Here is a 21,452-nt window from a genome sequence, read left to right as displayed (position 1 = left end):
TTTTTCCGCAGAGCAGCCCGGCCCATGCAACAGTTCCTGATCATCGCCCTCGCCCACTTCCTCGCCCTGCTCTCGCCAGGCCCGGACTTTTTCCTGGTCGCACGCACCTCGGTCAACAGCGGCTGGCGTATCGCCAGCGGCGCCTGCCTGGGGATCGCCCTGGCCAATGCCGCGTTCATCGCCATGGCCTTTGCCGGCCTGTCGGTACTGCAAGAGGGCAGCCTGCTGTTCACCACCTTGCAACTGGCCGGCGCCGCTTACTTGCTGTACATCGGCGTGCTGTTCCTGCGCCATGCCGGGCAGACCAGCCTGGGGGCAGTCGCCGGCAAGCAAGCGGTTCAGGGTTGGTGGCAAGGGTTTGCCATGGGTTTGCTGTCTGGCATCCTCAACCCCAAGAACGCGCTGTTCTATGCCAGCCTGGCCAGCATGGTCGCCAGTGCCAGCGTCGCCTGGAAAGCGACCTACGCCCTGTGGATGTTCGGGGTCGTGCTGCTGTGGGACCTGTTGGTGGCCATGGCCATCGGCAACCAGCGGGTACTTACGCGTTTCGCCCGCAGCCTGGCGTGGCTGGAGCGGGCCTCCGGGGTCATGCTGGTGCTGTTGGCGGTGGTGCTGCTGGGTCACCTGGCCCTGGGGTGACCAGCTGCAGGGTGCGCATGTCCATCAAGGTAAAATGCCCACTGGCCCAGCCACCGGTGTCCAGGTGCCAAACGTTACCCAGCAGCTTGGCCTCCCGCACCGGCGTGTGGCCAACCAGCAAGGCGCGCAGCCCCTGCACCGGCGCGCTATCCTCCACCTTCAGGCGTCGTCGCGACCACTGGCACACTTCCCTTACTTTGGGGTCGTCATGCAGTTCAAGCCAGTGTCGCAATTCGGCCCAATCGGCAAACGGGCTATCGGCATGCAGCAGGCCCACCAGCCCCGCCGCACTTTCAACCTCTATCGCAACCGGCAACTGCTCGAAGCGCTCGACGAAACCCAATTGCTCGCTGCGCGGCAGGTCAAGAAACCATCCGCCCCCTGCGGCGCGGTACATGTCCAGGTCGAGCCGCCCGCCGCGTACGCGGGTAATGGCCAGCGCCTCATGGTTTCCTTGCACGGCGTGGAACCACGGCTGCGCCAACCATTGCAGTGCCGCCCCGCTGTCCGGCCCACGGTCAACCAGGTCGCCCACGCTGAACAGGCGGTCTACGGCCGGATCGAAGCCCACCGCATCCAGGCATTGCTGCAGGCGCTGGAAGTGGCCATGGATATCGCCCACTGCAAGGTCCCTTCCGCGCAGGTTGGCCATCAGACGCCGAAACCGTCCCATTACAATCTTCCTCTGCTGGCGCCACCACGGCAGGGGTAAAATGAAGGCTCACGCAATCTGCCCCGGAGGTGCATCATGCGTACCGCCTTCGTGTGTGCCGTGCTCTTGGCGCTGTCACTGGACAGCATGGCACAAGCTGCCCCGCCCGCGCAGGTCGAGGTGCGTTTCGACCACCCGGAAACATTCCGTGATGCCAGCCTCGACAGCCACGGATACGCCCGCGGCGCCGACGACTATGTCATGAAAACCCTTGGCCAATACCTGCAGAAGCTCGGCCAGCGCTATCTCCCCGCCGACGAACGACTGGTCATCGTGATCCGCGACATCGACCTGGCGGGGCGCTTCGAGCCATGGCACAGCCAGGCCTACGATGTACGCTTCATGCGCGAGATCACCTGGCCGACCATCGAGCTCAGCTACACCCTCAGCCAGCCAGGCAAGCCCGACCAGCAGGCTGAGGAACGCGTCAGCGACAAGATGTACCTGAGCCGCCCGGGCCGTGCTGCCAGCAGCAGCGACCGGCTGTTTGCGGAAAAGGCCATGCTCGACGACTGGTTCCGCCAACGCTTCGGCGCCCACGCGGCTTCCTGAAAAAGCCTTCACTGGAACAGGTGTTGGTGCCGATAGTATGCTCGGCCCTTCAACCTGTACCAGGGAATGGTCCACATGAAACTTTGCGCCGTACAACTGGCGTCGCTCAAAGGCGACTTGCCTGGCAACCTGCAGCGCCATCTGGCTTGCGTCGAGCAGGCAGCAGCACTGGGGGCCGAACTGGTGGTATTCCCCGAATTGTCGCTGACCGGTTATGAACCAGGCATCGCGCGCCAGGTCGCGTTGCCGATCACGTCCACACGTCTGGACCCGTTGCAGGCAGCCTGTGATCGCCTGGGCATTACCATTGCGGCGGGCCTGCCACTGCCATCACTCGACGGCATACGTATCGGCATGCCGATATTCAGCCCCGGCGCGCCGCGTCAGGCCTATACCAAGCGGCGCCTGCATGACGATGAGTTGCCTTGGTTCACCCCTGGTAACCAACCCTTGCTGCTGACCGTGGGCCAGCACTGCATCGCACCTGCCATTTGCTACGAATCCATGTTCATGGCGCATGCTGCTGCGGCGCATGAACACGGCGCCGACCTGTACCTGGTCAGCGTGGCAAAAACCGCCAAGGGCATACACGAGGGATATGCGCATTACCCCGAGGTGGCGCGCGAGCTGGGCATGCCGGTACTGATGGCGAACTGCGTGGGGCCGGCCGACACGTTCATTGGCGCGGGCGGCTCGGCGGCCTGGGACAGCCAGGGCCGGTTGCTGGCCAGCCTGGATGACCAGAATGAAGGGCTGGTCATGCTCGACACCACCGCTGCCAGCGCAGTGGCCCTGCCCATGGCCCCGCACCCGGCATGATCTATCTGATTCTGGCGTTGCTCAGTTATGCCTGTACCTACTACCTGGTCGGCTTGATCATTCAGGGGCAACTGGCCGATGTGGCCGATGGCTTGCGCCACCGGCCCGATGCGCCCACGCCTGGCGAATACCTGCGCGAAGTCAGTGCCCATGCCAGGCGGGCCCACCGGCAATACACCCTGATGGCAGGCTCGGCGCTGGCGATCGTGGCCTGCCTGCTCGCCAGCGGGTTCGGCTGACGGCTTACAGGTCCAGTGCCAGGCTTTGCCGGCCCTCCAGCGCCAGCAGGTACTGCTTGGCCGCCAGGCCACCGGCAAAGCCGGTCAGGCTGCCCGACGCGCCGATGACACGGTGGCAGGGTGCGATGATCGAGATCGGGTTGCGGCCATTGGCAGCGCCCACCGCACGTACCGCGCTGGGGTTGCCGATCTGCCGGGCGATGTCGCCATAGCTACGGGTTTCGCCAAAGGGTATCGCCAGCAGCGCGGCCCACACCTGGCGCTGGAAGCCAGTGCCGGCAAAGTCCAGTGGCAACTCGAAACGCTGGCGCTTGCCGGCGAAGTATTCACCCAGTTGGCGAGCAGTTTCCAGCAGTACCGGGCACCCGTCGTCACGGTGCAGCGCGCCCAGGCGCACGCGGTTTTCCCGCTCCTCCTGCCACAGTACGGCAGCCAGGCAATTGCCGCGGGCCACCAGGGTCAGCGTACCGACCGGTGATTGCATGAAGGTGAATGCGCTGGACATCGGCGGGCTCCCGCAGGTTGCGATGAACCCACTGTACGCATCCACAGTCTTTCCTGCATCCGCTTTCTTGCTCAACCCATCGCGCAGCCGGCGATGCGTCGCGCCTGGCTCAGGTTGACCTTGGGGATCAACTCGGCGGGAATGCGCGAAGTCGCCGACAGGTTGTAGACATGAAAGTGCTCGTTGACCACCTCGCGGGCCATCAGCGTCAGCGAAGGCAGGATGCGGCTGTCCCAGTGCTGGTCAAGCCCGCAGGGCGAGCTTTGGCCCTGGTTGTTTTCATAGAAGCGCCCGGCGCTCTGGTCAAGGTCTACCCCCACCAGCAACACTTTTTCGAAGCCCAGGTGATAGGCCAGTTGCAAGGCCACATACGCCACCGTACGGGCATCGAAGAAACCCTGGGCAAGGTCCTTGCTGAAGGCAATCGAGCGGCTGCGTTTGCTCCACAGCGCGCGGTTGCAGACGCAACTGTCACCATGGCCGCGCAAACCGTCCAGCAGGCCCGGCGTTTCGGCTTTGTGCAACGCGTAACACTCAGTGGCTGCTGGCACTTCGATACCCGCATACTGCTCGGGCCACAGTGCCAGGCGTTCGCTGTCGCGCACGGCAGTGGCGAACAGGGCCGGCTGTTGTTCGCGGAAGCTCTTGTCGGTGCACACATAGAAGAACGGCTTGATGCCATGTTCGGCGGTCATGGCGACCGAGCCATTCATGGCGATGATGGGCAGATGCGCGAACTCGCGCAATGGGAAATGCTTGGCAGAAGCGCCCGAGGCCAGTATGACCACGGGGCCCTGCTGAGTATTACGACACGCCTCGAAACTGGAGAACGCCCCGCGTTCAGCACGTGGCTGCGACGGAAGTATGTTTATCAATGGCATCTTCAACAGCACAGTGCAAACCACAATCATGGCATCTTGAACTGGGCAGTGCAAACCGCAGTGGTGTGCCGTGTATATGCCGTGGCCGCTTTTACCCAACTTTACCAGGCTGGACGTTAATCAACCGCCAATTCCTTGATTGGCGGGATTTGTGGGTGATGAAGGCCGACAACCCCCAGCCAGGCGACGGACGGCCGCTGGCAACCCGTTATTTTCAGCGCCATCCAGCTGACCCGCCTGTCGAAGCCGTCAATTATTCATGAGCCAGCTTGATGCCTACCCAGGGTGAGACTAATACTTAAGTCTCTGCCTGGGGAGGCACGAAACATGCAACCAAGATTCGTTATCGTTCCCGCTGTGCCGATCGAAAAGGAGTCGTTCCGGATCGGCAGCCGGTATTACGCCGCGACTGTCTGTGGCGGGTTCGACATCTACGACAATCAAGCCAAGGAACGACTCAAACCCAGCTATCCGAGTCGGACGGATGCGCAGGTACAGTGTGAGCAGATGAACAGACGGGACAGGTGATCAACCGTCGGAGCGCCCACATGATGGGCGCCACGGTTCATTTACCTATTGACCTTGAAGTTGACTTCAAGCTTAGCCTTCTCCGGAACCTGGCCCACGCACTGCGTGGCAGCCCTTTTCCGGAGATCGCCATGACGCCGTTCCAGCCGCTGCACCTGCCCAATGGCAGTATCATTCCCAACCGCATCGCCAAGGCGGCGATGGAAGAGAACCTGGCCGACCCGGACCAGACCCCTTCCGACCAACTGTTGCGCCTGTACCAGGCCTGGGCCGAAGGCGGTGCCGGGCTGTTGCTGACCGGCAACGTGATGGTCGACCCCAGTGCAATGACTGGCCCTGGCGGGGTGGTGCTCGACGCCAGCCAGCCGCTGCAGCGTTTTCGCGAATGGGCGCGGATAGGCCGCGCCCACGGCGCGCAGTTCTGGATGCAGATCAACCACCCAGGGCGGCAGATGCAGGCCAACCTTGGCCAGCCCACCGTGGCGCCATCGGCCGTTGCCCTCGATATGGGCGGCTTGTCCCGGTTGTTCCCACTGCCCAGGGCGCTGGACGAGGTCGAGATCTCAGCCGTGATCCAGCGTTTCGCGCAGACCGCTGCACTGGCCGAACAGGCCGGCTTCAGTGGTGTGCAGATCCATGCCGCGCACGGCTACCTGCTGAGCCAGTTCCTGTCGCCCTTGAGCAACCAGCGCCAGGACCGCTGGGGTGGCAGCCTGGAAAACCGCGCACGACTACTGCTGGAAGTGGTCAGGGCCGTCCGCAAGGTGGTGTCACCCGGTTTTGGCGTGGCAGTGAAGCTGAATTCGGCAGACTTTCAGCGTGGTGGCTTCGAACCGGCGGATGCGCGCCAGGTGGTGGTGTGGCTGAATGAGTTGCCGGTGGACCTGGTGGAGCTCTCAGGCGGCAGCTACGAAGCACCGGCCATGCAGGGCGACGCACGCGATGGCCGCACCTTGGCGCGCGAAGCCTACTTCCTGGAGTTTGCCCGGGAAATCGCCGCCATCGCCAGGATGCCGGTCATGGTCACCGGCGGTATTCGCCGCCTGGCGGTGGTCGAACAGGTGCTCGCGAGCGGCGTGGCCATGGCCGGCATGGCCACGGCACTGGCTGTCGAGCCTGCCCTGCCCCGGCGCTGGCACAATGGCGAGACGACCGCCAGCGCTGGGCTGCAACCCATTCGCTGGAAACGCAAGGCACTGGCTGCCCTGGCCTACATGGCCCTGGTGAAGCTGCACATGCGCCGGCTGGCCGCAGGCAACAGGCCCAAGGCGCAGGCGTCGCCCCTGCGGGCCTTGCTGCTAGAGCAGACCTGCACCTGGCTGCGGGTAAGGCAGTACAGGCACAGGATGAAAAGCCGAGTCGGTTGAATAGAAACCGGGGCGCTCTGCGCCCCGATCGCGACGCAACCCCCGCCTGCCTCAGTCCAGGCATTCCTTGGCAGCCTGGCGCAGTTTGTCGCCAGACAGGAAGCTGCCCTTATAGAAGGTCGCGCGGCTACCCTCGCGAGCGTCGACCACGTCCAGCACATCGTCACTTGCCACGGCACTGGAGGCGGTCAGCCGATAGCCGTGGGCAATCGACTTTTGCGTGGCTTGGGGGGCCAGCGCCTGCCATTTTGGCAGGACACAGGCGGCGTACTGCTGGGGTGACTTTTTGGTTAGCTTGCTGGCAGTAGGTTTGCCTGGGGTTGCGCAGCCGGCAAGGCTGGTGATGAGTGCAGAAGCAATCCAGATACGAAAAATAGACATTTGCAATTGGCCGTCAAGAATAGGCTGCATTCTAGCGGGGGTTGCGCCAAGTTTCTAATCCACCAATGTCTTACTGCAACCTTTGCGCGCAATTCACATAAAACCGACCACCTGACGACACCGCGGCGAGTTCACTACAACCCTGAAACAGCCATTATTTGGTTCAACGTTGGGAACGAAATGAAGTTGCCCTGTTTCTGATTAGCAATAGCTCCAGGCAATGGCTGGCCAGCCTGGTGATTTCATCGACCCGCGCGCTCGTTTCCCAGGAGAATCCCATGCTGTGGTGGCTGGAACTACTCGCCCAATATGCAACCGCCACCGGCCTTGCCGTGTGCTGCATCTTCGTATTCTGGGCCTTTTGCCTGGCGTTCGGCAGCACCTACATGAAGCTGCTCTCAGTCCTGCTGGCCGCCATGTTGCTGCTGATTGCCGGGTTCCCGCATGGCGTGGACTTTGCGTTGGGCAAGCACCTGGTGCCTGGCGATACCAACGCCCTGCGGCTGTTCCTTGCCGATGCCTTGGGTGTCATCAGCGCGGTGATGGTCGCCTCGTTTTTCTTCAGCCCAGAGCGACTGCTGGACGAAGCCTGAGCCTGTGTGACACGGCCACCTGATATTTCTGCCAGTAGCGTAGACCCATAACGCCTGGGAAAGTGGTAGCTCCACTGACCTGCCCAGGACCCCGCGCATGAATACTGAACCCAAGATGACGCGTTTTTTTTATAACAACGACAGTCTCGCAACGGTGGGTGACGTCACTGTGTTCAGAGGGCTGGACAACATCCCCGTAGCCGAAGTGAAAACACAAGCGAAGCCAAGCGTTGGATTGCTGGCGATTGATGGCAGCAGCTCTGTTACCGCTGTGCTGGACAATGACCTTTCCCCTGACCCGCGCCCTTGAATGCTGGGGCCGAGCCCCGCCGATAGGGGGCATCGCCAATGACTTCGCTGCGGGTTATTCAATGCTGAAGGTTTGTACAAAATAGTTGCGCCCGCACCTGCCCTGAGGCGATGCTCACAGGCTCGTTGAAGCAACTATCAAGGAAGGCCTTTAGCACCATGGAAACGCTTCACAGCATCAAGTCGGACCTGGTGAAGACTGCTGACCACCTGGAACAGCTCAGCCAGGCCATGAGCGGCCACGCCAAATTCATGGAGGCCCGCGGAAGTTCACAAAGTCAAATCGACGTCACGGCGCACATCAAGTCAATCGATGGGGTTGCGGACGAGTTGCGCACCGTCGCCGCACGCATCGATGACATCGAGGGAGTTTGATCCCCGACAGCGCTGATCTACCCGGTATGGGGGGCGCATCCCCCATACGCGGGCAGATGCCTTGCCTTAACTGAACTTGAGCTTCACGACCTTGCTCAGCGCCCAGCCGCTGAATACATAGAACGCATCCAGGTAAAAGCGCCCTGCATAGTTGGGCAACGGTGCGTGATTCAACAGCACGTCAGGTTCGGGCGCTGGCGGAAACAAGGCATACAAGCCGTTGGGCAACACAGCCAGCGCCACCAGCAACAGGTACGTAGAGGCTTGCAGCAAGGTGGCGCGGCTGCGGAACCTTGCGGACAACTTCAGGCCATAGAAGGCGACCAGGCCAGCAACCGGCAGCACCCAGAAATGCGTCGGCATCCCGATGAACATTTCGGCAACAACGCTTCTTGCTTCCACCCGCTGTTCTCCATCCAAATGAGCGGATTATTGCGGGCGAAGCCGGCAAATGCAAAACCCCAGTGCCGTGGCGAACAATTAGCCGTCACTCAACTGCCTACAAAAAGCCCGCTCTCGACGGCGGGCTTCTTGTGCTTCAAGGCTGGCCCCTCATGCTTTTGAGCACATCAGTGCGGCATCCAGCAACCTGCCATGGTCATACCACGCATCACGCTGATAGGCCGAGAACTGTTGGCGGGTACCCGTGCTGCGTAATTCGACAAGCCCGTCAGCCTGGTCAGGGTCGGTACTCTCGATGAACAGCCTGACCGAGTTTTCACCCTCGACTTCGTAAGTTTTCACATGGCCTGGAAGTTCGCTTTTTACACACCCCAGGTACGCGGGTGGGCTTTTCGCGGTAGTGCCAGAGGTGTTGTCATGGCTGCCACGCACATCAGGATCATGCGCGCAGCCCGCCATGAACAACATGACGAACCCCGACACCAGTATTGCACCTGCAAGCGATCTTGAGCTCTTCACGCGACACACTCCTTACGCCCCCTCGAAGTCCGGCAAAGGATTGCCACATAACCTGCCCTTTTTGAGTTTTCGTAGGCCTATATTACTGCCCAATCACAACCGCCCATTAGCTCGGTTGGCTATATAGGTTTCGCGTCATGTTTGTGGCGCAGAACTGACAGTGCCAGTGCCCCCGATGCCGCGGGGCTTTCCCCATAACCGGGGTTAGCCGATGAAATTGAGAAACACAAAGGTAGCTGCCAAATCCAGTGCCAGTACGGCAACCACGCTGAAGATCATGTAATAGCGGTCATCCTGGGTCATTGCTGCGTACTCCCCTCGGTCTATTTCCCTGGGTCGCAGCAATAACCGTTCCAGCGCTGCCAAAATCGCTACTTAAGATAACGCTCGACACAGACGAATCCATCGCAGACCCTCTAAAGCCACCCACAAGGATGCCCAGGAACAAATGCCATGGATTGCCTTCCGACGCTGTTCACCGATCGTCTTGTTCTCACGCCACTCCGATTGCAGGATGCACCCATCATCCAGGCGTTGTTTCCCCAATGGGAGGTAGTCCGTTATCTGGACCGTCGTGTCCCCTGGCCGTACCCAGAAGATGGAGCACTTGCTTATGTGCGCGATGTCGCCCTGCCGGCCATGGCCGCGTGCCGTGAATGGCATTGGATGATCCGCCTGCGTACCGATGCCGAGCGCACCATTGGCAGCATCAGTTTGTTTGAACAGCCTGGTAACAACAGAGGCTTCTGGCTTGCCCCGCAGTGGTGGGGGAAAGGCTATATGCGTGAAGCATGCAGGATCATCAACGCGTATTGGTTCGAGACATTGTCGCGCCCGGTCATGCAGGTGCCTAAAGCGGTCGCCAACCACGCGTCCCGCAGGGTCTCAGAATCTGAAGGTATGCGCTTGGTGGGCGTACGAGAAGGTGAATTTGTCTGTGGGCTGATGCGCGTCGAAATTTGGGAGATGACACGCGCTGAGTGGCTTGGCCGGTCGATAGTCAGCCATTAGTTCTCATCGGTTCGGGTATCGGCAGCTATGGGTTTCTGAAATGCTGGTTGGCTCGCCCTGTGATTCGCAGGCCAGACAAGGTCTCTGTGGGAGCGGGCTCGCCCCGCGAACACGGGCATAGCCCGTGCCAGACATCTCTATTTTTGGGGCCGGCCTCCTCGCGGGACAAGCCCGCTCCCACAATTATCACCTCTCCCTCACTGGCAACTTGGGGTCGAAAGCTGACGTCCGCGTCCGGAGGCTAGCGACCCATAGCGGTACCTCATCCGGGTAATAAACAATTCACCCGCATTGGGTCATCTGTGCCTGTCAGGTCGTCACCCCCACGAAGCATTCCACTCGGTTTCGCCCCGTTTCTTTAGCCCGGTAAAGGCATTCATCCGCACGTTTGAGAACTGTCTCGCACGCCATGGTGGCATCGTCGCAACTTGCCACTCCAATCGATACGGTGATGCGGCCCACGATCGGGATCTCGCTGTTCGCGACAGCCTCACGAACCCGTTCTGCAATCAGGTTCGCGACATCCGTGCCTGCGTCGGGCAGTATCAGCAGAAACTCCTCGCCACCGGCCCTGCACGCCAGATCAGCGGCCCGGCAATGCTCCATAAGCGTCTGTGCGACCTGCCTGATTGCCAAGTCGCCTTTGTCGTGGCCAAAAGTGTCATTGACCCGCTTGAAGTGGTCGATGTCTACCGACAACACCGAGTAGTTTCGCCCGGCCGTTTGCAAGCCTTGCAACTCATCGTCCATTGCCCTGCGGTTGGCCAATCCGGTGAGCGGGTCGGTAAGGGCCTGGCGGTTGAGCCGGCCCATCTTCGCCTGCAGCAACTGCACCCCTGCCAGCATGGCCTGGCGAATGGCCGCTGCTTCACGGTACCAAGCATTGACCCGACGCAGGTCCTCGGTGGTTTGCGGGGCGGCCAGCTGGCCGGCAATCCTGGAAAGCTCACGCAAGGGCCGTGAGATCATCAGGGCACCGGCACCAATCAAGACGATGCCGATGATCGCAGCCGGGACCATGCCCATTACCATGTCGCGCATCAACGTACTCAGTGGTGCCAGACTTACGTCCTGCGGCTGCTGGGCAACCACTGCCCAACCCGCGCCCGATACCTGGGCATATCCCGCCAGCATCGGGATGCCTTTGTAGTTGCGCACCGCCATGGAGCCGCTACGGCCCAGTAACGCGGCGTCGACTGTCTTGCTGTAGCCAAGCTTTTCGCCAATCCGCGCACTGTCTGGGTGATAGAGCAATTGCCGATCCCGGTCGGCAACGAACGCAAAAGTGCCCTCATGGTAAAAGTGCTGGCTGATCAACGTATGCAGTGCACTTTCCTGCTGCAGATAAATGGAGCCACCCACAATGCCGACAAAGCGGTGGGTAGCGTCGAAGACCGGTACGGCAACGAATACCACCCTGTTGCCAGCAGCCGACATATAGGCAGAGCTGACGTAGGGTTGGCGCGCTGCAAGTGCCTGATTGACCGCCTCAGAGCCCAATGTCGAGCCATTCATCTGTAGGGTGTCAGGGAACACATCCAAGACTTTGGAGGTGGCGTCGACGATGATGATAGCGTTGAAATCAGCGTCCTGTTGCTGCAGTCGCAGCGTCTCGGCATGCATGATTTCAGCGCTGCCCCAGTGGCTGCCCAGTCGTTCGGCACTGAATTGCAAATGGCTCTGCGCCCCACGGATGAATTCCTCGATGCTCGATGCGAGCTTGGCTGCATACGCGCTGTTCGATAGCAAGGCGTGTTCGATCAGTGCTTCACGCTGCACCCGATAGGCGGTGACCAGGCCGTTGACCAAGGTCGCCAGCATGGCCACCAGCACCAGGCCAAGAATCAGCAGCCGCAAGTCGAGTACCTTCGCCAAGCTGCGGGGTCCGCCCAATTGTGTGTCGGGTGGTGGTTGCTGTTCGCCAGGCTGGTTAATCACGGCTGCGCGCCCTCCCCTCAAGCCATCGCGCCGCTACGATTGTTGACAGCTTCATGCCCTCTCCTTGACTGCCTCCCCAGCAGGCCCGCTGGCCTGGGCTAACCATAGCCAATCCCGGATTACCCGCAACTGTGCGCCGCTCGATCATACCGGGCCATGGCTGACGAAACCGGTGCCTCGGCTGACGTCGTGGAACACGATCATTGAGGCTAGATCAAAGGTGCACAAAGACTTTATGCCGGCAACTGAATGCTGCCTGAAGCCGACTATGCTGGAAGCAACTCACTCGCAGGCACAGAGGCTGATAAATGAGCAGGCAGCGCAGGTTCGGACGGGTTGCTTGGCTGACGCTGCTTATCCACGTGCTGTTTTCCCCTCTGCTTCATGCGGACACACCTGGGGCCGTACCCGAGATAGAGGGTGTCGTTGCCGAGCCCGCCCCCCTGACCGTCATGAACCGCACGGTGTTGGTGTTTCGTGCGTCCCTGCTGGGCGAAACACCTGCGGTGCGTGCCCAGCGCGCCAAGAAGGTCATCGAGGACACGCTCCAGGAAACCAATGACCTGGAGGTCCGCCTCGACCCTATTCTGCACAGCTACCTGGTGCTGCTGGGCGGGCGGCGTGCCTTCATTGTGACGCCACTGGATGCTGCGGCCGATAGCATCACAGCGGGCGAGGCAGCCGAGCAGGCGGCCGAGAATCTGCGTTTGGTTGTGGAGGAAACCCGTCAGGCGCGTAGCCTGCGCTTTTTGCTCACCGCGATAGGCTACAGCGCTGCAGCCACTTTGATCTTTTTCATTCTGGCCAAGGCCGCAGGCTACTGTCGACGCAAGCTCCTGGGGCTGTTACCTGCATTGATGGGCAAACACTCCGAGCGTTTCAAGGTCGGCCACACGCCACTGTTCGACCTGCAAAACCTCTACTACCTGATCGACCGCTCGCTGTGGCTGCTGTACTGGTTGGTACTGTTGTTGCTGTGCTACCAGTGGCTCGGCTTCGTACTCTCTCAGTTCCCCTATACCCGGTCTTGGGGTGAAAGCCTCAATATCCACCTGATGGATCTGCTCGACTACCTGATCAGCGGCATTCTGCGTGCCCTGCCCGGCCTGGCGGTTGCACTGTCGATCTTCTTCATCGCCCGTGGCATCAGCGCTTTCTCCAAGCGCGTGCTACGGCGCATGGCACGCCCGGGCACGTTGAAGTGGCTGACCACCGAAACCTTGCAACCGACCATGCGCCTGACTTCGCTGGCGATCTGGCTATTCGCGCTGGTGATGGCCTACCCCTACCTGCCAGGGTCAGGTACCGATGCTTTCAAGGGGCTGTCAGTGTTGCTCGGTCTGATGATTTCGCTGGGTGCAACCAGCGTCATCGGCCAAGGCGCTGCGGGGTTGATCCTCACCTACACCCGCACGCTGCGCGTCGGTGAATTTGTGCGCGTAGCCGACTACGAGGGCACAGTGACCGAGGTGGGCATGTTCACCACGACGATTCGCACCGGGCTTGGCGAAGTCCTGACACTTCCCAACTCCATGATTACCGGCTCGGTCACGAAGAACTATTCACGCATCGTGCAAGGGCCAGGCTATGTGGTCGATACCGTTGTGACCATCGGCTATGACACGCCTTGGCGCCAGGTCGAAGCGATGCTGCTGGAAGCGGCGCGGCGCACCGAGGGCGTGTTGCAGGAGCCCCAACCCCAGGTATTCCAGACGGCACTTTCGGACTTTTACCCAGAATATCGCTTGGTGGCCCAAGCCATCCCTTCAGAACCCAGACCACGCGCGTTGCTGCTGAGCCTGCTGCACGCCAATATCCAGGATGTGTTCAACGAGTTTGGCGTGCAGATCATGTCGCCCCACTACCTCGGCGATCCGGAGCAACCCAAATGGGTACCCAAGGAGCAGTGGCATGCCGCCCCATCCAAGCCTGAAAACACCACTTGAGGACTGTTTGCTCAGGGGGTGGTCAGCGCAATGATCACCGGCCCACAGACCGCCAGCAGCACATTCGAGATGGCATAGCACAGGGTAAAGCCGATGACCGGCGCATTGCTGTCGGCGGCTGAAAAAATCTGAATTAGTTGCCGAATGCCCCAGCGCTTCTATATTCACCTAGACCCTGAATCAGTGCATTTCATTGAGCGAGCCCATGCCGACAACGGACGCGTTGATTATCTGCGAGCACTGCGATTGCGTGTATAAAAAATCCACGCTCGGCAAGCACCAGAAAACTATCTGTGTCAGGTGTGGTGGGGTATTGGAGCGCTACAACGGTTTGACCGTGCAGCAGCGCCTGGCGCTCACGTTCACCGCGGCAATATTGTGGCTGTTCGCGAATTTCTATCCGGTGATGAGCATCAGCCTGAAAGGCCTCAAGAACAGCGCGACACTATGGGATTCGGTGGTTGCCCTGAGCCAAGGGCCGATCACCTTCATGGCCATGGTCGCAGCCATATCGATCATCATCGCCCCGGGGTTCCAGCTGGTGCTGCTGGTATGGGTACTGAGCTTCGCTCTGGCCTCCCGTCGCGCACCTGGCTTCAAACCGGCGATGCGCTGGCTGGAAACATTGCGGCCGTGGAGCATGCTCGAGGTGTGCCTGCTTGGCGCAATGGTAGCGGTATTCAAATTAGCCGGCATGCTCGACGTTTTGCCCGGCATCGGCCTTTTCGCATTGGCCGTGCTCAGCCTGCTGATGATCCGCATCGCCGGGCGCGACATCCGCGAGTTATGGGACATCCTATGAATCCGCCACCAACGGCCAGCCAGCTCCACCTGTGCCTGTGCCACAGCTGTGGCCTGGCTTGCGACATGACTGACGAGCCGCACCACTGCCCACGGTGTGATGCCCCCTTGCACCGGCGCAAGACCAACTCCCTGACGCGCACCTGGGCATACATGCTTGCCGCCCTGGCGTTCTATGTGCCGGCCAACCTGTTGCCGGTGATGAACACAACGATGTTGGGTGATGGGGCCGACAGCACCATCATGAGCGGCGTGCTGGAGTTCTGGGAGCATGGCGCGTGGGACATCGCGCTGATTATCTTCATTGCCAGCATCGCAGTACCCGGCATCAAGTTCGTTGCTCTTTCGATGCTGCTGATCACCGTGCAACGTGGCAGCCAATGGGCGCGTAAAGAGCGTTCTAAGCTGTACCGCTTTGTCGAGCTGATCGGGTACTGGTCGATGCTGGACGTGCTGGTGGTTGCCCTGGTGGCCGCACTGGTGAAATTCCAGGCCCTGGGTGACATCGAGCCGCGACCCGGCATTTTGTTCTTCGGCCTGGTGGTGGTCTTCACCATGCTTTCAGCAATGAGTTTCGACCCGCGTCTGATCTGGGAAAGCCCAGCCTCCGAGGAGCCCATGGATGAAACCATCCATCAATGAAGGACCGCAAGATCCGGGGCATGCCCCGGTCAAGACTCGCAGGTTCAGCGTATCGCTGGTGTGGATCGTCCCCATCGTCGCCGTGCTCGTGGGCCTTTCATTGGTCATCCACAGCAAGATGCAGGAAGGCCCGACCATTATCCTTTCCTTCAAGACAGGGGATGGCCTTACCGCCAATAAAACCGAAGTCAAGTATCGCAGTGTGGTCATCGGCCACGTATCCGAAGTCGAGCTCAGCGCCGACCAGAGGAGCGTCAATGCCACAGTCAAGCTGGCCAAGCAGGCCGAAGGATTCACCCGGGAAGATTCAAAATTCTGGGTCGTGCGGCCACGCATCGGCGCCGGGGGCGTATCCGGCATCGACACGCTGCTTTCCGGTGACTATATCGGCGCCGACATCGGCCAGTCCAACAACCGTGTCAGGCAATTCAAAGGCCTGGAAAACCCACCGCCGATTACCTACGGTGAGCCAGGCAAACGCTTCACACTGCACACCCAGGACTTGGGGTCACTGGACATCGGCTCCCCTGTCTACTACCGCAAGATCCCCGTTGGGCAGGTCGTAGCCTACGCGTTGGATGCCGACGGCAAAGGCGTCAGCATCGAGGTATTCATCCATGCCCCGAACGATGCCTACGTTACCGAAAATACCCGCTTCTGGAATGCCAGCGGCATTGATGTGAACGTCGACGCCAATGGTTTCGCGGTGAAGACCGAATCGCTGTCCACGTTGCTGGTGGGGGGAATCGCCTTCCGCGCGCCGGAGTACAGCCCTAACGACACCGCGGCCGCCGAAGACAGAGCTTTCGACCTGTTCGCTGATCAGCAAACAGCCCTGGCCCCACCAAATGGCAAGGCGCATTACCTGGCCCTGCGTTTCGACCAGGCGCTAAGAGGCCTCAAGGTGGACGCACCGGTCGAGTTTCTGGGCGTGGAAATCGGCAAGGTTGTGTCGGTCGATCTGGATTTCGATGAGGCAAAACGCAGCTTCCCGCTCAACGTTGGTATTGTGGTCTACCCCCAACGCCTTGGTCGGGCACACCAGAAGCTGCTCAAAGCGCTTCACCATGATCCTGAGGATATAGCAGCCACTGCACAGATTTTCAGCACCTTCGTCGCTAACGGCCTGCGCGCCCAAGCCCGCAGCGGCAACCTCTTGACCGGGCAGCTTTACATCGCCCTGGACTTCTTCCCCAAAGCGCCCAAAGCCTCCTTCGATACCAGCGCCAGGCCCATCGCGATCCCGACCGTCCCCGGCAGCCTCGAACAGTTGCAGGAGCAACTGCAGGCAATGGTCGACAAGATAAACAAACTGCCGGTGGAGCGCATCGCAAGCAACCTGGACGGCAACCTGGTGGAATTGCGCAAAAGCCTGGCTCAGTTCAATTCGAAAACCCTGCCTGGCGTGCAGAACACGCTGGCGGATGTCAGCAAGACCCTGCAATCGGCAAACTCGACCCTGGCCGAAGACTCTCCTCAACGGGAAAAGCTGACCGAAACCCTCGACGAGCTCGGGCGCATGTCGCGCTCACTGCGGGAGCTTTCGGATTACCTGGGACGCAACCCCGAATCGCTGATTCGCGGGCGCCCCAACAACGCTGCGCCGATGGATCTACAAGGGCCGCCGCGCAATTGAGCAAAGGAGCTGAGCCATGGCCTTACCCTTCAAGATCACCCTGCTGTTGGCGTGTACGCTGCTGGCCGCCTGCCGCAGCGATCCGATCCACTTTCACACCCTGACGCCCGCGCAACCGGGCGACGCCCAAGGTGGTGCGGATGTTGTCATCGAGGGCTTGAGTGTTCCGCCGCAAGTGGACCGGCCGCAAATGGTCATCCGCCAGGGCAACAGCGGCCTGGCAATCCTCGAAACCCAATGGTGGGGCGCCAGCCTGGCCGATGAGCTACGCAGTGCCCTGACCGATCAACTGAGCCATGCCGGCGCGCGTCGCAAAGCCTCCGTACGGCTGGAGGTGCAGCGTTTTGATTCGATCCCCGGCCAGTACGGCCTGATCGACGTCAAGTGGCGCCTGCGCGCGGCGGATGCCAGTGAGCTGCTTACCTGCCGTAGCACCCTGCAGACGCCCGCCGGCCCTTCCATCGATGACGTGGTGAGCGCACAACAGCACAATGTCAAACGCCTCGCCAGCTTGATCAGCCGGGCGGCCAGCGGCGACCAAAGCAGCTGTCCTTCAGCCCAGTGAACTTTGCGTTGTTTTACGAACGCTAGCGTACATTCGAGGAGGCTTTCGTGGCCAACTTCACCGTTCTGGTGACTGTGCTTTCGATGGTGCTGGGTTTGTCCATAACCAGGATTCTGTTGGGCCTCATCACCGTTTTTCGGATCCGCCGCACGGCCCGGCCAGACTGGGTAGCGCTTGTGTGGGCTTTCACGCTGTTTCTGTTTCAGCTGCAATTCTGGTGGGCCCTCAATGACCTCTCCACCATCAAGAAGGAATTTTCATTCGGCGAGTTCCTGCTTCTGGTCAGTCTGACCCTTGCGCTATTCAGCGCTGCGGCGTTGATCCTTCCAAGTCGCAGCGAGGACGAACTGAACGGCCTCAAGGTCTACTTTGAGCAGGATGGGCGGTACGCTTTATTGGCGACTTGTATGTACCTCGGATTAGGTAGCGTGATCAATGTCTTGCTCTTCAATGCCTCACCCTTTCAGCTATGGGCAGTATTGGATCTGGTCATGATTACAGTGCCCCTGGCAGCATTCTTTGCAAAGTCTCGCCGGCTCTATGCGCCTCTTACACTGGCCTATCTACTGTTGTCGGTATTCGATATCGCTGTGTCATTGAACTCATAGGCAGACCTGCATTGAGCCAGCCAGGCCGATGGCAGGTTCAACATTTTCAAGGGTTTGGCGGCAGAGGTACGTCGCCTGTGAGGGCAGCAGTGACCATTGTGGGAGCGGGCTTGTCCCGCGAAGAGGCCGGCCCAAAAAATAGAGATGTCTGGCACGGGCTATGCCCGTGTTCGCGGGGCGAGCCCGCTCCCACAGAGACCTTGTCTGGGCTGATCATTGAGTTCGGCCAGCCAGGCCGATGGCAAGCTCAACATTTGACCGTCCACAAATGATCGATACGCGTCGTATAGGATTGGCTCATCATCTCCCTCCTCATCCCCCAGTCCGGGGCTGCCGGCACGCTGGCGGCGCGCATTGTCCCCCTCCCCCAGCGCCCGTTGATGTCATCCATCACCTGCATCAGTCGACCACAGGCCACCGACTGCTTGAGCGCAAACAGGTCCTCTGAAAATTCACCCGGTTGCCGCAAGTCCATCAGCAACACCTCCGCCTTGCTGTACCGGAACCCAGGCCTGAAAATCCGGCCAACCGCATCGGTGGCCAACCGGGTCATCAACAGCGTGTCGCAGGTAGGGTATGGCAGCTCTACCAACGCGCCCTGGGCATGGTGGGCCTCATCCGGGTTGAACATGCCGGTACGAATGCTGACGCGCATGCGCTTGCAAACCGATCCCTGGGCCCGAAGCTTTTCCGCCGCGCGGCCAACGTACGTGGCCACGGCCTGCCTGATAGGCGCCAGCTCGGTCAGGCGCTTGCCGAACATGCGGCTGCAGCAGATCTCCTGCTTTGGCGGTTCGACCTCGTCCAGCTCCAGGCAGGGCGTGCCGGCCAGTTCGCGAGCCGTCTTCTCCACCACCACACTGAATTTCTGCCGCAGCGTCCAGGCATCAGCCTTGGCCAGATCCATCGCCGTATGGATGCCCATCGCCTCGAGGTGGGCGGTCATGCGCCGGCCAACGCCCCACACCTCCTTCACCTCGGTGTTGCGCAGCACCCAGTCGCGCTTGAACGGTTCGGTAATGTCGACCACCCCGCCAGTCTGGGCTTGCAGGCGCTTGGCCATGTGGTTGGCCAGTTTGGCGAGGGTCTTTGTGCGGGCGATTCCAACCCCTACCGGTATACCGGTGCACTGCAAGACCCTGGCCCGCAGCTTGCGCCCGAAGTGGGTCAGGTTGCCCTGGACGCCGGAGAGATCGGCGAAACATTCGTCGATGCTGTAGACCTCTGTGGCTGGCACCAACGACTCGATCAGCGTCATGACACGCTCGCTCATGTCGCCGTACAGCGCGTAATTACTGCTGAAGGCCATGATGCCGTGTCGACGCAGCTTGTCTTTTGCCTGAAAATACGGTTCGCCCATCTTCACGTATGGCTTAGCATCGTACGACCTGGCGATCACGCAGCCGTCGTTGTTGCTCAACACGACAATCGGGGTCTTGGCCAGGTCCGGCCGGAACACCCGCTCGCAGCTCGCATAGAACGAGTTGCAGTCGATCAGCGCGAAAACCGGGTCACTGCGCATGGTCGCGAACGCTGTAACGCACAACGCCCCAAATGACGAGCTCGTCGCCCTCCATGATGTACCGTGGTGGGTAGGCGGAATTCTCCGATTGCAGGATCACCACGCCATCGCGACGGTGAAGCCGCTTGCAGACCGGCTCGGTGTTGACGGCAGCAATCACCACATCGCCGTGCTCGGCCTCGCGGCCGCGGTCTACGATGACGATATCACCCGAATAGATCCCTGCCCCCTGCATGCTGTCGCCCTCCACTTTCACCAGATACACATGGGGTGCCCGGAGGTCGAATAGCTCATCGAGGGAAATATGGCCTTCCAGGTGGTCTGCAGCCGGTGATGGAAAGCCGGCCGGGACGTGGAACGCATAGAGCGGTAGCGGTTCTGTGAAGCCGGTTGGCGTACCCAGGAATGTGATGGTCATGACGGAAGGTCCAGTGCAAACTGTATGCATATACAGTAAATCTGGCATCGGGTGCCCGGTCAATCCTGGGTGATGAAATTTCTGACGGGCGAGAGGTGGAAAATGTGCGGACGGTACTCGATGTATGAGTCGATGGATCACTACCTGCGCCAGCTGTCGCTGGACCTGGTGGTGATCAATGGTTACGACCATGAGCCGATCAACCGCTACAACATAGCGCCCTCCACGCGCGTGGAAATCGTTCGCCAGGTAGCGGATGGGTTGAGCGTGGATCGCGTCAAGTGGGGATGGTCACCGTTCTGGGCGAAAGGCACACGCCCGGATCCGATCAATGCCCGGGCCGAGACGGTAGCGACGGGGAAGTTCTTCAAAGGCCTCTGGCCGAACGGCCGCGCCCTGGCGCCTGCCAATGGCTGGTTTGAGTGGATCGTCGATCCAGCGGACGCAAAGCGAAAGCAGCCCTGCTACATCACCAGCGCCGACGGCGGCCCGCTCTTCTTCGCGGCGCTGGCCGAAGTGCACCACGGCATTGAACCGGACGAGCGCGACGGGTTCGTGATCATCACTGCAGCAGCCGATCAGGGGCTGGTCGACATCCACGACAGAAAGCCCTTGGTGCTGGCCCCTGAAGTTGCCCGGGAATGGGTGAACCCGGCCACGACGCCCGAGCGCGCAGCGGAGATTATCGAAGCGGGATGCCGGCCTGCTCAGGATTTCCGCTGGTTCCCGGTAGGAAAAGCAGTCGGCAATGTCCGCAATCAAGGACCGGAGCTGATTGAACCTCTCGATGAGCAGGGCCGCCAGGGCAACTTATGGCGTTGAGTTAGGGTGTGGCTGGAGGTGTTCGTCATGACAGTGTTGGCGCTTGCAAGATCGAGCGCCGCCCGCGCGGCGCATCGCGAGCTAGCGCTCGCTCCTACGCTTGTTTCGGGCCAGTAACGCCTGTGCGGGCGCGCGCGACCGCCTGGTTTGTACGACACGATACCGAGCCATGCGCCAAAGCGTTCGCGCACAAATTCCACAGGAATAACTGGCCCGAAACAAATGTAGGAGCGAGCGCAGCTCGCGATGCGCCGCGCGGGCGGCGCTCGATCTGACAAACGCTGAAAATATCGAGGCTGACACCCCCATGCCCAACGCCTCCCCCCCGCGGATGGCGACCCTTCGTCGTATGGCTTCCAAATTAGCCCAACTGTAAGCCCTTTCAGGTTCCAACGACGCAAAGGTGGGCTGTGGTTCAACGAGCCAAGTGTTACAATCCGCCGCCTAAAATCGGCGCTCAAGGCGCTGACCATCCGAAAACGCCGGCAGGACGACACCCGCCACACCTAGCCACCATGTGCCTGATGCCTGTTATGAACCCCCGTTCATTGCGACCAGCTCGGCCACAGCGTGGAAATGGTGCCCTCTACTTGCGCGAAATGGATCAGCTCCTCCTTGGACTGGAGGGAGCTGGAGAACCTGCCGCCCCGAGTCGTATTGGTCCGACATTGGCCCAAAACGGACCCGAGGGCCTAAATACACCTCTGGAACCCCCGCAGGAC

26 protein-coding genes and 1 pseudogene are annotated in these 21,452 nt (G+C 60.6%); 18 read left to right on the top strand and 9 right to left on the bottom strand.

Going from position 1 to position 21,452, the window contains the following annotated elements; translation table 11 throughout:
* The first annotated feature begins 24 nt into the window (after positions 1-24).
* Entirely contained in the window at positions 25-639 is a 615-nt protein-coding gene (locus tag OO258_RS07635; RefSeq protein WP_266029569.1) for a LysE family translocator, read from the top strand.
* On the opposite strand, the gene OO258_RS07630 is transcribed toward OO258_RS07635, so the two are convergent.
* A complete protein-coding gene (locus OO258_RS07630) occupies positions 587-1,312 on the bottom strand; it encodes a metallophosphoesterase (RefSeq protein WP_266029568.1) in 726 nt (241 codons plus the stop codon). The genes OO258_RS07635 and OO258_RS07630 overlap by 53 nt on opposite strands.
* Before the next feature lie 75 nt (positions 1,313-1,387).
* On the opposite strand from OO258_RS07630, the gene OO258_RS07625 reads away from it, so the two are divergent.
* From OO258_RS07625 to OO258_RS07615, 3 genes are all read left to right on the top strand, one after another.
* Entirely contained in the window at positions 1,388-1,903 is a 516-nt protein-coding gene (locus OO258_RS07625; protein ID WP_266029567.1) for a DUF3016 domain-containing protein, read from the top strand.
* Between the two features lie 75 nt (positions 1,904-1,978).
* On the top strand, positions 1,979-2,722 hold the full coding sequence (locus OO258_RS07620; RefSeq protein ID WP_266029566.1) for a carbon-nitrogen hydrolase family protein: 744 nt from the start codon (positions 1,979-1,981) through the stop codon (positions 2,720-2,722).
* Complete coding sequence (locus tag OO258_RS07615; RefSeq protein ID WP_266029565.1) at positions 2,719-2,961, top strand: hypothetical protein; 243 nt, start codon at positions 2,719-2,721, stop codon at positions 2,959-2,961. The genes OO258_RS07620 and OO258_RS07615 overlap by 4 nt, the downstream gene beginning before the upstream one ends.
* 4 nt (positions 2,962-2,965) lie before the next feature.
* Here OO258_RS07615 and OO258_RS07610 read toward each other — a convergent pair whose 3' ends face one another.
* Entirely contained in the window at positions 2,966-3,466 is a 501-nt protein-coding gene (locus OO258_RS07610; protein WP_266029564.1) for a methylated-DNA--[protein]-cysteine S-methyltransferase, read from the bottom strand.
* 71 nt (positions 3,467-3,537) lie between these two features.
* The gene (locus OO258_RS07605) at positions 3,538-4,338 is read right to left on the bottom strand and encodes a lipopolysaccharide biosynthesis protein (RefSeq protein ID WP_266029657.1); all 801 of its coding nucleotides are present in this window, start codon (positions 4,336-4,338) and stop codon (positions 3,538-3,540) included.
* Between the two features lie 336 nt (positions 4,339-4,674).
* Between OO258_RS07605 and OO258_RS07600 the strand changes: the two genes are divergently transcribed.
* On the top strand, positions 4,675-4,875 hold the full coding sequence (locus OO258_RS07600; RefSeq protein WP_266029563.1) for a hypothetical protein: 201 nt from the start codon (positions 4,675-4,677) through the stop codon (positions 4,873-4,875).
* A gap of 131 nt (positions 4,876-5,006) precedes the next feature.
* Positions 5,007-6,242 carry an NADH:flavin oxidoreductase/NADH oxidase family protein gene (locus OO258_RS07595; RefSeq protein WP_266029562.1) on the top strand — a complete coding sequence of 412 codons (1,236 nt, stop codon included), beginning with the start codon at positions 5,007-5,009 and terminating at the stop codon, positions 6,240-6,242.
* A 51-nt stretch (positions 6,243-6,293) separates the two neighbouring features.
* Here OO258_RS07595 and OO258_RS07590 read toward each other — a convergent pair whose 3' ends face one another.
* Positions 6,294-6,653: a hypothetical protein gene (locus OO258_RS07590; RefSeq protein WP_266029561.1), complete on the bottom strand. Its 360-nt coding sequence runs from the start codon at positions 6,651-6,653 to the stop codon at positions 6,294-6,296.
* A 248-nt stretch (positions 6,654-6,901) separates the two neighbouring features.
* On the opposite strand from OO258_RS07590, the gene OO258_RS07585 reads away from it, so the two are divergent.
* The 3 genes from OO258_RS07585 (at position 6,902) to OO258_RS07575 (ending at position 7,900) form a co-directional block, all read left to right on the top strand.
* Positions 6,902-7,216 (top strand): hypothetical protein, encoded by a 315-nt coding sequence (locus OO258_RS07585; protein WP_266029560.1) that lies wholly within the window; start codon positions 6,902-6,904, stop codon positions 7,214-7,216.
* Between the two features lie 97 nt (positions 7,217-7,313).
* Positions 7,314-7,526 carry a hypothetical protein gene (locus OO258_RS07580; RefSeq protein WP_266029559.1) on the top strand — a complete coding sequence of 71 codons (213 nt, stop codon included), beginning with the start codon at positions 7,314-7,316 and terminating at the stop codon, positions 7,524-7,526.
* Between the two features lie 158 nt (positions 7,527-7,684).
* Positions 7,685-7,900 (top strand): hypothetical protein, encoded by a 216-nt coding sequence (locus tag OO258_RS07575; protein WP_266029558.1) that lies wholly within the window; start codon positions 7,685-7,687, stop codon positions 7,898-7,900.
* Between the two features lie 66 nt (positions 7,901-7,966).
* Here the strand turns inward: OO258_RS07575 and OO258_RS07570 are convergent, their stop codons facing one another.
* Together OO258_RS07570 and OO258_RS07565 are read right to left on the bottom strand one after the other, a co-directional pair.
* Positions 7,967-8,275 (bottom strand): hypothetical protein, encoded by a 309-nt coding sequence (locus OO258_RS07570; RefSeq protein WP_266029656.1) that lies wholly within the window; start codon positions 8,273-8,275, stop codon positions 7,967-7,969.
* 177 nt (positions 8,276-8,452) lie between these two features.
* Positions 8,453-8,821, bottom strand: a complete 369-nt coding sequence (locus OO258_RS07565) for a hypothetical protein (protein ID WP_266029557.1) — start codon at positions 8,819-8,821, stop codon at positions 8,453-8,455.
* Between the two features lie 453 nt (positions 8,822-9,274).
* On the opposite strand from OO258_RS07565, the gene OO258_RS07560 reads away from it, so the two are divergent.
* Positions 9,275-9,832, top strand: coding sequence for a GNAT family N-acetyltransferase (locus OO258_RS07560; protein WP_266029556.1), 558 nt, complete (start codon positions 9,275-9,277; stop codon positions 9,830-9,832).
* 309 nt (positions 9,833-10,141) lie between these two features.
* On the opposite strand, the gene OO258_RS07555 is transcribed toward OO258_RS07560, so the two are convergent.
* A complete protein-coding gene (locus OO258_RS07555) occupies positions 10,142-11,653 on the bottom strand; it encodes a sensor domain-containing diguanylate cyclase (protein ID WP_266029655.1) in 1,512 nt (503 codons plus the stop codon).
* Between the two features lie 425 nt (positions 11,654-12,078).
* On the opposite strand from OO258_RS07555, the gene OO258_RS07550 reads away from it, so the two are divergent.
* From OO258_RS07550 to OO258_RS07525, 6 genes are all read left to right on the top strand, one after another.
* Complete coding sequence (locus tag OO258_RS07550; RefSeq protein WP_266029555.1) at positions 12,079-13,716, top strand: mechanosensitive ion channel family protein; 1,638 nt, start codon at positions 12,079-12,081, stop codon at positions 13,714-13,716.
* Between the two features lie 205 nt (positions 13,717-13,921).
* On the top strand, positions 13,922-14,518 hold the full coding sequence (locus OO258_RS07545; protein ID WP_266029554.1) for a paraquat-inducible protein A: 597 nt from the start codon (positions 13,922-13,924) through the stop codon (positions 14,516-14,518).
* Positions 14,515-15,159 (top strand): paraquat-inducible protein A, encoded by a 645-nt coding sequence (locus OO258_RS07540; protein ID WP_110742918.1) that lies wholly within the window; start codon positions 14,515-14,517, stop codon positions 15,157-15,159. The genes OO258_RS07545 and OO258_RS07540 overlap by 4 nt, the downstream gene beginning before the upstream one ends.
* Positions 15,140-16,795 (top strand): intermembrane transport protein PqiB, encoded by a 1,656-nt coding sequence (locus OO258_RS07535; protein WP_266029553.1) that lies wholly within the window; start codon positions 15,140-15,142, stop codon positions 16,793-16,795. The genes OO258_RS07540 and OO258_RS07535 overlap by 20 nt, the downstream gene beginning before the upstream one ends.
* Before the next feature lie 16 nt (positions 16,796-16,811).
* Positions 16,812-17,360 (top strand): PqiC family protein, encoded by a 549-nt coding sequence (locus tag OO258_RS07530; protein ID WP_266029552.1) that lies wholly within the window; start codon positions 16,812-16,814, stop codon positions 17,358-17,360.
* Positions 17,361-17,407: 47 nt separating this feature from the next.
* Positions 17,408-17,968, top strand: a complete 561-nt coding sequence (locus OO258_RS07525) for a hypothetical protein (protein ID WP_266029551.1) — start codon at positions 17,408-17,410, stop codon at positions 17,966-17,968.
* A 247-nt stretch (positions 17,969-18,215) separates the two neighbouring features.
* Here the strand turns inward: OO258_RS07525 and OO258_RS07520 are convergent, their stop codons facing one another.
* Both OO258_RS07520 and OO258_RS07515 read right to left on the bottom strand, forming a co-directional pair.
* Positions 18,216-19,490 carry a Y-family DNA polymerase gene (locus tag OO258_RS07520; protein ID WP_266029549.1) on the bottom strand — a complete coding sequence of 425 codons (1,275 nt, stop codon included), beginning with the start codon at positions 19,488-19,490 and terminating at the stop codon, positions 18,216-18,218.
* Positions 19,480-19,908, bottom strand: coding sequence for a LexA family protein (locus tag OO258_RS07515; RefSeq protein WP_266029548.1), 429 nt, complete (start codon positions 19,906-19,908; stop codon positions 19,480-19,482). The genes OO258_RS07520 and OO258_RS07515 overlap by 11 nt, the downstream gene beginning before the upstream one ends.
* A gap of 102 nt (positions 19,909-20,010) precedes the next feature.
* Between OO258_RS07515 and OO258_RS07510 the strand changes: the two genes are divergently transcribed.
* Entirely contained in the window at positions 20,011-20,730 is a 720-nt protein-coding gene (locus tag OO258_RS07510) for an SOS response-associated peptidase family protein (RefSeq protein ID WP_266029654.1), read from the top strand.
* Positions 20,731-21,061: 331 nt separating this feature from the next.
* A pseudogene (locus OO258_RS27475) lies at positions 21,062-21,426 on the top strand (integrase).
* The last annotated feature ends 26 nt before the right edge of the window (positions 21,427-21,452 follow it).

The sequence above is a fragment of the Pseudomonas sp. DCB_BI genome, from assembly GCF_026240995.1.
Taxonomy (GTDB): Bacteria; Pseudomonadota; Gammaproteobacteria; order Pseudomonadales; family Pseudomonadaceae; genus Aquipseudomonas.
Note: the sequence above shows the minus strand (reverse complement) of the source record. Positions and strands in the feature narration are given on the sequence as shown.

Bases quoted from the DNA above. Each gene is read 5' to 3' on its own strand.
- OO258_RS07635 (WP_266029569.1), top strand. From the start codon at position 25: ATGCAACAGTTCCTGATCATCGCCCTCGCCCACTTCCTCGCCCTGCTC.
- OO258_RS07630 (WP_266029568.1), bottom strand. From the start codon at position 1,312: ATGGGACGGTTTCGGCGTCTGATGGCCAACCTGCGCGGAAGGGACCTT.
- OO258_RS07625 (WP_266029567.1), top strand. From the start codon at position 1,388: ATGCGTACCGCCTTCGTGTGTGCCGTGCTCTTGGCGCTGTCACTGGAC.
- OO258_RS07620 (WP_266029566.1), top strand. From the start codon at position 1,979: ATGAAACTTTGCGCCGTACAACTGGCGTCGCTCAAAGGCGACTTGCCT.
- OO258_RS07615 (WP_266029565.1), top strand. From the start codon at position 2,719: ATGATCTATCTGATTCTGGCGTTGCTCAGTTATGCCTGTACCTACTAC.
- OO258_RS07610 (WP_266029564.1), bottom strand. From the start codon at position 3,466: ATGTCCAGCGCATTCACCTTCATGCAATCACCGGTCGGTACGCTGACC.
- OO258_RS07600 (WP_266029563.1), top strand. From the start codon at position 4,675: ATGCAACCAAGATTCGTTATCGTTCCCGCTGTGCCGATCGAAAAGGAG.
- OO258_RS07595 (WP_266029562.1), top strand. From the start codon at position 5,007: ATGACGCCGTTCCAGCCGCTGCACCTGCCCAATGGCAGTATCATTCCC.
- OO258_RS07590 (WP_266029561.1), bottom strand. From the start codon at position 6,653: ATGCAGCCTATTCTTGACGGCCAATTGCAAATGTCTATTTTTCGTATC.
- OO258_RS07585 (WP_266029560.1), top strand. From the start codon at position 6,902: ATGCTGTGGTGGCTGGAACTACTCGCCCAATATGCAACCGCCACCGGC.
- OO258_RS07580 (WP_266029559.1), top strand. From the start codon at position 7,314: ATGAATACTGAACCCAAGATGACGCGTTTTTTTTATAACAACGACAGT.
- OO258_RS07575 (WP_266029558.1), top strand. From the start codon at position 7,685: ATGGAAACGCTTCACAGCATCAAGTCGGACCTGGTGAAGACTGCTGAC.
- OO258_RS07570 (WP_266029656.1), bottom strand. From the start codon at position 8,275: ATGTTCATCGGGATGCCGACGCATTTCTGGGTGCTGCCGGTTGCTGGC.
- OO258_RS07560 (WP_266029556.1), top strand. From the start codon at position 9,275: ATGGATTGCCTTCCGACGCTGTTCACCGATCGTCTTGTTCTCACGCCA.
- OO258_RS07555 (WP_266029655.1), bottom strand. From the start codon at position 11,653: ATGCTGGCGACCTTGGTCAACGGCCTGGTCACCGCCTATCGGGTGCAG.
- OO258_RS07550 (WP_266029555.1), top strand. From the start codon at position 12,079: ATGAGCAGGCAGCGCAGGTTCGGACGGGTTGCTTGGCTGACGCTGCTT.
- OO258_RS07545 (WP_266029554.1), top strand. From the start codon at position 13,922: ATGCCGACAACGGACGCGTTGATTATCTGCGAGCACTGCGATTGCGTG.
- OO258_RS07540 (WP_110742918.1), top strand. From the start codon at position 14,515: ATGAATCCGCCACCAACGGCCAGCCAGCTCCACCTGTGCCTGTGCCAC.
- OO258_RS07535 (WP_266029553.1), top strand. From the start codon at position 15,140: ATGAAACCATCCATCAATGAAGGACCGCAAGATCCGGGGCATGCCCCG.
- OO258_RS07530 (WP_266029552.1), top strand. From the start codon at position 16,812: ATGGCCTTACCCTTCAAGATCACCCTGCTGTTGGCGTGTACGCTGCTG.
- OO258_RS07520 (WP_266029549.1), bottom strand. From the start codon at position 19,490: ATGCGCAGTGACCCGGTTTTCGCGCTGATCGACTGCAACTCGTTCTAT.
- OO258_RS07515 (WP_266029548.1), bottom strand. From the start codon at position 19,908: ATGACCATCACATTCCTGGGTACGCCAACCGGCTTCACAGAACCGCTA.
- OO258_RS07510 (WP_266029654.1), top strand. From the start codon at position 20,011: ATGTGCGGACGGTACTCGATGTATGAGTCGATGGATCACTACCTGCGC.